Raw genomic sequence first — 11,981 nt, 5'->3', positions numbered from 1 at the left:
CGCATATACAGCCGCGCGCGAGTTGGCATCGCGGGTTTCGCTCCATGTATTATTTATATCATCGCGCTGAGCCATGCCTATAAATGGATCGAGCACAAACTCTTTTACAAGAAAGTCTTCGCGCACTTTATTGTTGTTCTCTTTATAGCCTTGCAGTTGTTTATGTATAGCTGTGAGTCGGCTGGCATCATTTACCAATACAAACAACGAAGTCCAGTTTTTCCAGTCGTCTTCTTTTACATCTTCTGCATCATCGTAAAAATTATCGAAGTGCATGTACGACTGAAAGTAAAAGCTTGAGCTTGGTGGTTGTTTCTTGAATACACCCCCTACGGTCATTTCCTTCAGCTCGGTTCCGAGTACCTGTGTAAGTTGTTTGCCTACAACATCGGTGCTGCCGAACAGCTTCTTCGCCAGTTCATCACTCAAAAATACTTTTGATTTGTCTTTCAGATCGGCAGGATTGCCATTGATAAACTCGAAGGTAAATATATCGAAGAAGTCAGGATCAACGTACGCAACACCACCGGGAAACAGGTTATCGTCTACTTTAAAATTAGACCACGAGCGGTTCAGTCGCGTTACTTTTTCTGCATCGGGTATATTTTGTTTTACAGCCAGTCCCATCGGCAGCGGTGCATAACCGTATAGCTTTTCGGTGCCTTCAAACTCGCGAAGCTGACTTATGCGGTATATCTTTTCACTCTTAACATGGTGAGCATTGAACACAACATCAAACTCATAATTGAAATAGGCTACTATACAACAGCCTATACCGATGGCTAAACCAAACACATTAATAAAGATGAAGAGCTTGTTCTTCATCATACTGCGCAGCGTGATGAGAAGGTAATTTTTAATCATGGGGTATACAGGGTTTTTCGAATTGAGTATAAGACTACAATCAGGCGGTTGAGGTTGCATGCCAACGGCCAATAAATATGCCATTGCTGAAAAACAGTATAAATGCGCTTTAGGTGTGCTATATCATACGGAATTGTACAATGGTATGTTCACCAACGTACACCCCTATAGATCAAAAAGTATATAATAAAAAAGCCCGGCACTGCGAATTGCCAGGCTGATCAGAAAGGATGCGCCGTCTACATGTCTGCCATGATCAACGGACGCACCTTTACTTTTACAGTATATTTACACCAGAGCTTCCTCTATTAAATATGGAAATGCTCCTTGATGTTTTCTGTTACTACTTTACCATCGAAGAGGTTAACAATGCGGTGTGCATAGTTTGCATCATACGGTGAGTGCGTTACCATTACGATGGTTGTTCCTTCTTCATTCAATTGAGAAAGAAGCTTCATTACTTCTTCACCGTTGGCAGAATCCAGGTTACCGGTAGGTTCATCGGCCAGAATTACTCTTGGCTTTGCTACGATAGCACGTGAGATGGCCACACGTTGTTGCTGACCACCCGACAACTGCTGCGGGAAGTGATTTCTGCGGTGCATGATGTTCATGCGCTCGAGTACTTCTTCTACACGTTGCTTGCGTTCGCTTGCAGGTACTTTCATATAGAGCAGGGGTAACTCTACATTTTCAAATACAGTAAGCTCATCGATCAGGTTAAAGCTCTGGAACACGAAGCCTATAGAACCTTTACGAAGTTGTGCGCGCTGGCGCTCAGAATATTTGGCAACTTCATGTTCACCAAAATGATACTCTCCACCAGAAGGATTATCGAGCAATCCGAGGATGTTGAGCAGGGTTGATTTTCCGCAACCGGAAGGACCCATGATGGCCACAAACTCACCTTCTTTAATTTCAAGGTTAATGCTGTTCAAGGCTGTTGTTTCTACTTCTTCTGTCGTGTAGACTTTCTCGAGATTTTTCAGTTTGATCATGGCAGGTTTATTTTGTTGTACAATTTATGGTTTTCAGATATGATGTTTTCTATCAGACTATAGTTCTATATTTCTGCTATACTGGTATAATACTTCTCTTCTTTTCAAAAGTTACATTAATCCAGCAGCAATACTTCACTGTCGCCAAAGTTTTCGTAAGAAGATGTTATAACTTTATCTCCCGGCTTCAGTCCTTCCAACACCTCAAAATTCTCCGTATTCTTTCTGCCAAGTTTAATATCTCTGCGCACAGCCTTGTTCTCTCCTTCCATTACAAATACCCAGTTACCACCGGTATCTTTGTAGAAGCCGCCTACCGGCAACAGTAATTCTTCAGACGACTGCCCTAACTCGATACGCAATCTCAGCGACTGTCCTCTGCGTATACCACCGGGTGCTTCCCCTATAAAATTCATGTCTACAAAGAACCGCCCGTTCTCAATGGTCGGGTATATATACATGATCTCCAGTTCGTAGTCTTTATTGTTAAAAGACGTAGTGGCGTGTAGCCCGGTCGTGATACGCGGCAGATACAATTCATCGATCGGCACACGTACTTTATAGCTTCCTACTATATCTACCTGACCTAAACGCTGACCCGGTGTTACGTTCTGTCCGGCATCCAACTGTGGTCGCGACAACTGTCCATCCATCGGGGCGCGGATCACCAGGTTATCCAGGATTTGCCCTACACCTTCCAGGTTCTGCGTAAGTTTACGTTCAGAAAGATTCAGATCCTTTATCTGGCGGATACGATCAATTGAATCGTTCCGGTATACTTCGTATGTAATCCTTCTGCGCTCCATGTTATACTTATAGTCAGCTTCTGTTTTTTCAAAGGCCTGCTTCGAGATCAGCTTCTTCTCAAACAATTGCTTCTCTCTTTTAAATTGAGGCTCCAGTATAGCCAGCTGGTTATCGATCAAGGCAAGTGTCTGGCGTTGTTCCAGATCGTTCTTGGTTATACCTAAACGAGTATCACGTCCGCGGTTGATCGTCTCCGTTAACTGAGCTTCCTGGTTTAAGACATCCAATTCGCGGTTAAGGTTGCTTAATTCTAAAATTATATCTCCGGCTTTCAACATAGCACCGCTTTCGGCCACTACGCGTTTGATCTTACCCCCCTCAACAGCATCAAGATATACCGTGCGGCTGGGCTCCACCGTACCGGTCTGTGGTATAAATTCCTGGAACACGCCTCTTGCTACAGTTGAGATCGTGATCTTGTCTTTCTCAATTTTTAGTTTTTGCCGCCTGTCTGCAAAGATCAGTTGGTACGCAACAAAAATTACTAACACGGAAATTCCACCATAGGTAGCAAGACGTTTTACCGTCCATTTCTTTTTCTTGATCTGTTTGTCCATTCTGCTTTCGTTATTATATACCCTTTGCTTACTTACCTGTGTGTCATCCGCAGGCAACATCAAGCAAGCAGGATACTGGCTGCAAGCCAACAAGTGTGCCAAGCACTGGAATGCGAAATTACCCTCAATTCAACATTATTATCGCTATAGTCTCGTTCACATGTGAACGTGTGTGTCCGGATGCGAACGCAGCATTTCGCACAGAAATCCTTCTAAATCGTGTTTTTTCCAATTTTTTACCCTGTATCGGTTTCGGTACAGCCTTTGCCCGCTTCCGGACGTGCGCACGCGAAGTGCGCAGGTGTTGACGTGTTGGTGTATTGATGTTGGCTTACGCAAAATGGTATAGTATATATACCACGCAGGCCCCATACTTCAACACACCAACACCTCAACACTTCAACACCTGTATACTATACTTAAACTCTGAACATAATGTCCGAAACGAAGCATGGAAAGATTCTGATTGTTGATGATAATGAAGATCTTTTAAAGGCAGCGAAAATGTATTTGAAGCGCCACTTTGCACAGGTAGATATTGAGAAGAACCCGGAAGCTATACCGGCACTCATGGGCAATGAAGACTATGATGTGATACTGCTCGATATGAATTTTACGAAAGACGTAAGCAGCGGCAGCGAAGGATACTATTGGCTGGAACGTATACTGCAGATCGATCCTTCTTCGGTAGTGGTATTGATTACCGCGTATGGCGATATACAGATGGCCGTGAAAGCGATCAAAGCCGGTGCTACAGATTTTGTGTTGAAGCCGTGGGAGAATGAAAAATTACTCGCTACACTATATTCCGCTATGCGGCTGCGCGAATCGCGCGATGTGATCGAGAACCTCAAGATCAAGAACCAGGAAATAAACCAGGTGCTCAACAACCGCTTCAGCGAGATCATCGGTCAGAGTGCTATCATGCAAAAGATATTTCAGACTATAGATCGCGTGGCCAAGACCGATGCCAATGTTCTTATACTCGGTGAGAACGGAACCGGTAAAGAACTCATTGCCCGCGCTATACATAAGAACTCCTCACGACAGAATGAAAATTTTGTGAGTGTCGATTTAGGTTCTATTACCGAAACACTTTTTGAAAGCGAACTCTTCGGCCACAAGAAGGGATCCTTTACCGATGCGAAAGAAGATCGTGCCGGCAGATTTGAACTCGCCAATAACGGCACACTCTTCCTCGATGAGATCGGTAATTTATCTATGCCGTTGCAGGCAAAACTGCTAACCGTTTTGCAAAACAGAAAGGTAAGTCGTGTAGGCTCCAACAAAGATACACCGGTAAATATCCGCCTCATCTGTGCTACCAACATGCCGCTATATGATATGGTAAAGGAGAATCGCTTCCGTCAGGATTTGTTATACCGGATAAACACCATAGAGATAGAAATACCATCGCTGCGCGATCGCTTTGAAGATATACCTTTACTCGCCAATCACTTTCTTAAATACTATGCCGGCAAGTACGAGAAAACTGTAGCCAAGATCAGCGAAGGTGCCATGACGCGCATGCACAAACATCCGTGGCCGGGCAACATCCGCGAGTTACAGCATGCTATAGAACGCGCAGTGATCCTGAGCAACAGCAGTGTATTACAACCGGAAGACTTCAACTTCACACCTCAATCAGGTAAAGAAGACGGACAACTCAGCCTGGAGCAATACAACCTGGAAGAAGTAGAGAAACTGCTGATACGCAAGGTGCTGAAGAAATATAACGGTAACATTACCCAGGCTGCTACTGAACTGGGACTTACCCGCTCTTCGCTTTACCGCAGGCTGGAAAAGTATGGCTTGTAATGAATAGCTTCCAAAAGCTACTAATACAGGTATAATGGAATTGTGAAGAAGTTCTAAAGTTTTGAAAGATATAGTGCAATGCAATAACTATTCTTTTAACTTGGAACGTTGAACTGTAAACTTTTGGATCTGACTATTCTGTGACGTTCGGTTTTAAAGATTTTCGCACCCGGGTTATTCTGCGGGTAATTATGCTGGGAGTTACCATGGCACTGTTCATGTACATGGTGGCTCGCCCCAATATGTTATTCGCGGCATTGCTGATGGGTACGATCATCATTCTGCAACTGATCGAGATCTTTCGCTTTGTAAGTCAGACCAACCGTAAGCTTACACGCTTTCTGGAATCCGTAAAGTATTCTGATTTTATCTCGGGCTTTGCTTCCGATAACAAACTTGGCAAGAGCTTTAAAGATCTCAACATTGCCTTCAATGAGGTGCTCGAAGCCTTTCGCAGGGCGCGTTCAGAAAAAGAAGAGCATGGCCAGTATCTTAACACCGTAGTGCAGCAGGTACGCACCGGTATATTATCGTACGATACAGAAGGCAATGTGCAACTCATCAACGCGAATGCCAAGCGCTTTATGGGTATAACATCCATCAAAAATATCAATGAGCTGATCGCGATCAACCCAAAACTATATCATTCCATTAATAGTGTAGAGTCGGGCAAGAGCGAACTATATAAAGGCAGCAATGAACTGCATCTTACGGTGCAGGCCACGGAGCTGCGCATTCGCGGAACAGATGTAAAACTGATCACGCTGCAAAACATTCAGCCGGAACTGCAACAACAGGAACTCGAAGCATGGCAAAACCTGACGCGCGTGCTGCGCCACGAGATCATGAACTCCATTACTCCTATATCTTCGCTTACCTCCACGCTGCGCGAGATCCTCGACCATGATATGGAGCGCAAAGGTGAACACTACGAGTTAAAAGGAGAAGGTGCCGATGATTTGCGCGAAGGTCTGAGTACCATTGAAAATCGTAGTAAAGGGCTCATCAAATTTATTGATGCCTATCGCGAATATACTTCGCTGCCCAAACCCAAGCTTGCAACGGTACGGCTACAGAGTTTAATAGAACACGTAGCACAACTCATGAAGACAGAGTTGAAAAAGACCAGCATCAACTTTCACTATACCTGCAGCTCGGAATACCTGACGATACAAGCTGACGTAGAAATGATCGAACAGGTATTGATCAACCTGTTGAAGAATGCTATAGAAGCATTGGGCGATACTGAAAATCCAAAACTTGATTTGATAGGCCGCTACGATGGCAGCGCTATATTAATTGAAGTTATCGACAACGGGCAGGGTATTATCAAAGAAGCGATCGATCACATCTTTGTTCCTTTCTATACTACCAAGCGAACAGGCTCAGGTATAGGCCTGAGTCTGTCGCGGCAGATTATGCAGATGCACAACGGCTCCATTACTGTTGAATCAGAGCCCGAAGTGAAGACTATATTTACACTCCGATTTTAACCTCACCCCTGAGTCCCTCTCCTGTGGGAGAGGGACTTGATATACATCTTTCTTGTTCTGGTATATTTAGTCTACACGCTTGAATACAGCCGTAGCGTTATGCCCGCCAAAGCCGAACGTGTTGCTCATCGCTACGTTTATATCTTTCCTGATACTCTTGCCAAGCACGATGTTAAGACCTTGTGGCAACGTAGGGTCTAGCTGTTCTGTGTTGATTGTAGGAGGTATAATTCCTTCGTGAATAGCTTTTATACAGATAATCGCTTCTATAGCACCGGCACCACCCAGCAAGTGACCAGTTGCCGATTTTGTGGCACTGATGTGCAGTTTCCCGGCATGGTCGCCAAAGAATTTCGATACCGCTTTCATCTCGCTCTCATCTCCTACCGGTGTAGATGTAGCATGCGGATTCAGATAGTCTACATCTTCGGGTTTCAGGTTGGCATCTTCCAGCGCCCACTTCATACCGAGCATAGCACCTGCTCCTTCCGGATGTGTAGCCGTTAAGTGATATGCATCGGCCGACATACCTCCACCTGCTACTTCAGCATATATACGGGCACCTCTGCGCTTGGCGTGTTCATATTCTTCCAGTACCAAAGCCCCGGCACCTTCGCCCATTACAAAGCCATCGCGGCCTATATCAAACGGACGTGATGCGCGTGCAGGGTCATCGTTGCGTGTAGAAAGAGCTTTCAAGGCATTGAACCCTCCTATACCCGCTTCGTTCACCGCAGCTTCCGAGCCTCCCGCTATAATTACTTCTGCTTTTCCCCAGCGTATATAGTTCATGGCATCGATGAGGGCCGTGGTAGATGTGGCGCATGCCGATACCGTTGTAAAGTTCAGCCCCATAAAGCCATACTTGATGGAGATCCAGCCGGATGCTATATCGACAATTACTTTCGGTATAAAGAACGGGTTGATGCGCGGTGTACCATCACCTTTTGCATAGTTGATCATCTCCTGCTGAAAGGTATAGAAGCCTCCGTTACCGGAACCCCATATAACCCCTACACGTGTTTTATCAATCGCATTCAGATCAAGACCTGAATCTTTTATAGCCTCATCGCTGCTCGCCAAAGCATACTGTGCAAACGGATCGAGTTTGCGCACTTCCGATTTCTCAAAGTAATTGAGCGGATCATAACCTTTCAGCTCGCACGCGAACTTGGTTTTGAATTTCGTGGTGTCGAATGCGGTGATGAGGGCGGCACCACTTTTCGCGTCAATCAGGTTTTTCCAAAACTCTCCAACGGTATTGCCCAGGGGTGCCAGGGCTCCCAAACCTGTAACGACTACTCTGCGTTGTTGCATATTTACTTTTATTTACTGATTTGATTTAACAAGTTTTTGCAGTGACGAACAATGATCTGCATAGGTTCATCGGATCGTTCTGCGCGCGCAAACATAAGCGCTCCTTCCACAGAACAAAACAAGGTGTAGGCAATTTCATTTGTTTTTATACCCTTCTTGAACTCCCCGGCCTTTACGCCTTTGTCGAGTAAAGAGGTAATGAAATGTATCGTCTCCAATAATTCCTTTACTACTACTTTGCGCATGGGTAAATGATGATCGTCTGCTTCTACAGCCGTATTTAGCAGCGGACAACCACCGGCCACTGGCGGATTAAAAACATACCGCGCATAAAATTCCAGCAAAGCAATGAGTTGTTTCTTATAGGTATTGGCATCTTCCATTTCCAGATGCACCATCTCGCGCACTTTGGTCATGGAGTATTTGAATGCTTCGAGTGCTATCTCTTCTTTATCGGCAAAGTTACCGTAGATCGCTCCTTTTGTAAGACCCGTAGAATCAGTAAGATCTTTCAACGAAGTTCCGTCAAAACCCTTCTTGTTAAAGAGAGGAGCCGTTTTTTCAATAATATATTGACGCGTCCGTTCAGCCTTCGTCATAACTGCCGTAAAATTATACCAATTGGTATATTTTACAAAATTTTAAAGTTTAAAGTTCCCCGGAAGTAGAAAGCATAAAGCTTAAAGTGGAAAAGCTGAAGGTTTAGAAGTCTAAGGCTCAAGAAGTAAGAAGCAAGGAGTAAGGAGTAAGAAGTAAGAAGCTAAAAGTTGAAAGCAGAAAGTTGAAAGCAGAAAGTTTAAGGTTCAATGTTTAAGGTTAGAAGTTCAATACTCACCATACAGATATAGCGGTATCACACACGCTTCACATCACACTCACACTATACATTAAGCTTTCTGCTTTAAGCTTTAAGCCTTTAGCCAGCAGCTAGTAACCAGAGGCTAATTCAAAGATGCGCTCCATTAACACCCACTTCTCTCCTGCTTTGGCAAATGGCAGTGCTTGCTGGTAGTTCCACATCAGGTCTTCCCAGTCTTGCACGCGTGGATTGTTTTTATCGGCTTGTGATTTTTTCTCGAACGAGAATGTATCGTTTACTTCCATAATCATAAAGAGACGATTGCCGGCACGGTATATCTGCATCGATTCTATACCGGCATCGTGTATACTCTTTAATATCTCGGGCCAAACCTGTTTATGATAGGCTTCGTATTCGGCAATCAGCTTCGGATCATCTTTCAGATCCAATGCCAGGCAATAACGTTTCATCGTTTCGCTGATTTCAATTTATACCCTTCCAGGCCATAGAAACATACTACTACAAAAGAAATAGCCGGAATGATCAACGACATTTGAATATGTTCAATCGCTATATATCCCATCAGCGGTGGAAGTACAGCACCACCTACTATAGACATAATGATCAGCGATGATCCTAATTTGGTATCTTCACCAAGATCGCGAACACCCAGACCAAATATAGTCGGGAACCCAATCGACATAAAGAAGTTGGTACCTAACAATGCATATACCGCTATCTTTCCTTCGCCAAACATACCGACACAACAAAGTAATGTAACAACAGCTCCATAGAGTGCCAACAGCTTATGATCTTTTATATAGGTCATAAACCACGTTCCTAAAAATCTGCCTGACACAAACAATACTGTGCCTGCTGCCATATAGTATTTAGAGGCAACTTCGTTGCTGGTGCCGGGTATAAGATCGGTAACAAAATTTAGTGTAATGCCCCATATACCTACCTGGCCGCCTACGTAAAACATCTGCGCCAATACGGCTAGCATCAGGTGGCGTTTCTTAAATATAGCTTTGTTAAATTTCAACGCTGCTCCTTTGCCCGGCTCCGGCATTTTAATTGTGAGGAAGAGAATCGCTACAAACAGCACTACGCCTGCCAGCATCACATAGGGGAATATAACGGCATCGGCTGCCTGCTGTTTTTCTTCGAGTGTTGTTATAGCACCTTCGTTACCTGCGAAGATAAACTGACCGGCTATCCACGGGCCTACTACTAACGCAAGACCGTTAAATGATTGTGAGAAATTGATTCGCTGTATAGCAGTCTCTGGTCTTCCTAAAATTGTTACGTATGGATTGGCCGCTGTTTCCAGAAAAGCGAGTCCGCTGGCAATAACATAGAGCGCTATCAGAAAGAAACCAAAGGTAAGCAACTTGGCTGCCGGTATAAATAGCAAGGCCCCGGCTGCGTAGAGAAACAATCCTAGTATTATACCTTTCTTATAGCTATACTTTTCCATAAACAAACCGGCAGGTATAGCAATGGTAAAGTATCCGCAGTAAAATGCCGTTTCTACCAGTAATGCCTGTGCGCGACTGATCTTGAACACCGGCTGAAAGTGCGCGATAAGCGCAGAGTTCATAATGTTAGCTATACCCCAAAGAAAGAATAAGCTTGTTACCAGAATGAAAGGAATAAGATACGAGCGGTTGGCGGTAACCGATCCGCTCGAAGAGATCGTTTCTGTGGTGGTGTTTACAATCGGCATAGGTATAATGGGTTGTAGTGATTTGGAGTCTTGTTGGTGAAGATATATATAGCGCAGTATATATTACGATATAGCGCGATCCAGGTGCACGTAGCCACCGTCTACATATACGAGTTGGCCGGTGGTGTGGCTCGACCGCTCGGAGAGTAAAAAGGCTACAGTGTTGCCAATCTCCTCCGCGGTAGTCATGCGTTTACCGAGTGGAATTTTTTCTGTGATGCGCTGCAATGCCTGTTCCGGGTCGGGCAATGTTTTTACCCAGCGTTCATATAGCGGAGTATAACATTCGGCTACGATAAGAGCATTTACGCGTATACCATATTTCAATAACTCTACGGCCCACTCGCGCGTAAGCGCATTGCGACCACCGTTAGAAGCTGCATACGCAGACGTGCCTCCTTGCCCGGTCTCGGCAGTTTTTGATCCTATATTTACAATGGCACCTTTCGACTGCTTCAATGCTGGCAACGCGTGCTGCGCCATCAGGTAATAATGTACCAGGTTCTTGTGCAGTGACGCCATAAACGCATCGTAATTTCCATTCTCTAAACTAACGCCATCATTTACTCCGGCATTGTTTACCAGGCCATCTATACGATTATACTTTTTCAGAACAGCGTCTACTGCTTTTTTACTTTCAGTTGGATTGGTGAGTTCAGCTACTACCTGAAAGCCTTTGCCTCCTATCTTTTCCTGAGTTTGCAGGTTGTCTGTTTCATTGCGGCCAACAATCACCGGCACAGCTCCTTCTTTCGCCAGCACCTCTACAATCCCTTCGCCTATACCCTTCGCACCACCCGTTACGATGATAATTTTATCTGTGAGATTTAATTCCATCCCTAAAGATTATAAAACTTCCTGGCATTTTCACCCATCACCAGGTGCTTTTCATCGTTCGAAAAGGTGGAAAGATACGATTGAACAATCGATAATTGCCGCTCGTACGAACCTGCCACCAAACACACGGGCCAATCGGAACCGTATAGCAGGCGATGCATACCGAACGACTCCTGCAACTCATCGAGGTAGGGAAAGAAATCTTCCTCCTTCCAGTTTTTCCAGTCGGCTTCTGTTACCATACCCGAAACTTTACAGTATACATGCTGAAAAGTGGAGAGCGCTGCCATGTTCAACTCCCACGCTGTTTTCTCTTTGGTGCGTATAGAAGGCTTCGCTATATGATCTACCACTATCTTTACTTCGGGCACCTGCTGCACAAACTGCAACGCTTCGTCCAGCTGGTAATGGTATATAAGCAGATCGTAGGTATACTGAAACGAAGCCAGGGCTTTTACGCCTTTCATAAATTTAGCATCGAGCATAAAACCTGCCGGCTGGCCCTGCACGATATGCCGGAAGCCTTTCAGCTTTTTATACTGCGAGAAGTACTCCAGCCGCTCTCGTAAATTATCGGCACGCAGATCGATCCACCCTACAACACCTTTTATAAAATCATGCTGCTCTGCCAGCGTCAGCAGGAAATGTGTTTCTTCTTCCGACTGATCGGCCTGCACGGCTATACATCCGTCAATATTATTGGCACGAAGTATAGGAGCCAGATCATCCGGCAGAAAGTCGCGCTGTATTACGCGCATCTCA

11 protein-coding genes are annotated in these 11,981 nt (G+C 44.8%); 2 read left to right on the top strand and 9 right to left on the bottom strand.

Translation table 11 applies throughout. The annotated features are described in order from the left end of the window. The 3 genes from VIN08_RS20665 to VIN08_RS20655 form a co-directional block, all read right to left on the bottom strand. Positions 1–864 (bottom strand): ABC transporter permease (locus VIN08_RS20665; protein WP_331969143.1); only part of this gene is annotated, 864 nt, incomplete at its 3' end. Between the two features lie 308 nt (positions 865–1,172). Next, positions 1,173–1,862 (bottom strand): ABC transporter ATP-binding protein, encoded by a 690-nt coding sequence (locus VIN08_RS20660; protein ID WP_331969140.1) that lies wholly within the window; start codon positions 1,860–1,862, stop codon positions 1,173–1,175. A gap of 116 nt (positions 1,863–1,978) precedes the next feature. Next, complete coding sequence (locus VIN08_RS20655; RefSeq protein ID WP_331969137.1) at positions 1,979–3,226, bottom strand: efflux RND transporter periplasmic adaptor subunit; 1,248 nt, start codon at positions 3,224–3,226, stop codon at positions 1,979–1,981. Positions 3,227–3,661: 435 nt separating this feature from the next. Between VIN08_RS20655 and VIN08_RS20650 the strand changes: the two genes are divergently transcribed. Both VIN08_RS20650 and VIN08_RS20645 read left to right on the top strand, forming a co-directional pair. Next, positions 3,662–5,044 carry a sigma-54 dependent transcriptional regulator gene (locus VIN08_RS20650; RefSeq protein ID WP_331969135.1) on the top strand — a complete coding sequence of 461 codons (1,383 nt, stop codon included), beginning with the start codon at positions 3,662–3,664 and terminating at the stop codon, positions 5,042–5,044. Between the two features lie 140 nt (positions 5,045–5,184). Continuing rightward, positions 5,185–6,537, top strand: a complete 1,353-nt coding sequence (locus tag VIN08_RS20645) for a sensor histidine kinase (RefSeq protein ID WP_331969132.1) — start codon at positions 5,185–5,187, stop codon at positions 6,535–6,537. Positions 6,538–6,603: 66 nt separating this feature from the next. Here the strand turns inward: VIN08_RS20645 and fabF are convergent, their stop codons facing one another. The 6 genes from fabF to VIN08_RS20615 all read right to left on the bottom strand — a co-directional run. Continuing rightward, the gene (gene fabF, locus VIN08_RS20640) at positions 6,604–7,854 is read right to left on the bottom strand and encodes a beta-ketoacyl-ACP synthase II (RefSeq protein WP_331969130.1); all 1,251 of its coding nucleotides are present in this window, start codon (positions 7,852–7,854) and stop codon (positions 6,604–6,606) included. An 8-nt stretch (positions 7,855–7,862) separates the two neighbouring features. Beyond that, the gene (locus VIN08_RS20635; protein WP_331969127.1) at positions 7,863–8,453 is read right to left on the bottom strand and encodes a TetR/AcrR family transcriptional regulator; all 591 of its coding nucleotides are present in this window, start codon (positions 8,451–8,453) and stop codon (positions 7,863–7,865) included. A gap of 328 nt (positions 8,454–8,781) precedes the next feature. Further along, on the bottom strand, positions 8,782–9,123 hold the full coding sequence (locus tag VIN08_RS20630; RefSeq protein WP_331969124.1) for an L-rhamnose mutarotase: 342 nt from the start codon (positions 9,121–9,123) through the stop codon (positions 8,782–8,784). After that, complete coding sequence (fucP, locus tag VIN08_RS20625) at positions 9,120–10,382, bottom strand: L-fucose:H+ symporter permease (protein ID WP_331969121.1); 1,263 nt, start codon at positions 10,380–10,382, stop codon at positions 9,120–9,122. Before fucP ends, VIN08_RS20630 begins: the two co-directional genes overlap by 4 nt. A 63-nt stretch (positions 10,383–10,445) precedes the next feature. After that, positions 10,446–11,219, bottom strand: coding sequence for an SDR family oxidoreductase (locus VIN08_RS20620; RefSeq protein ID WP_331969119.1), 774 nt, complete (start codon positions 11,217–11,219; stop codon positions 10,446–10,448). A gap of 2 nt (positions 11,220–11,221) precedes the next feature. Next, a partial coding sequence (locus VIN08_RS20615) for an amidohydrolase family protein (protein ID WP_331969117.1) occupies positions 11,222–11,981 on the bottom strand: 760 nt, incomplete at its 5' end.

Origin of the sequence: Ohtaekwangia sp. (assembly GCF_036568665.1) — a bacterium.
Taxonomy (GTDB): domain Bacteria; phylum Bacteroidota; class Bacteroidia; order Cytophagales; family Cyclobacteriaceae; genus Ohtaekwangia.
This window is presented reverse-complemented; position numbering and strand designations above follow the sequence as displayed.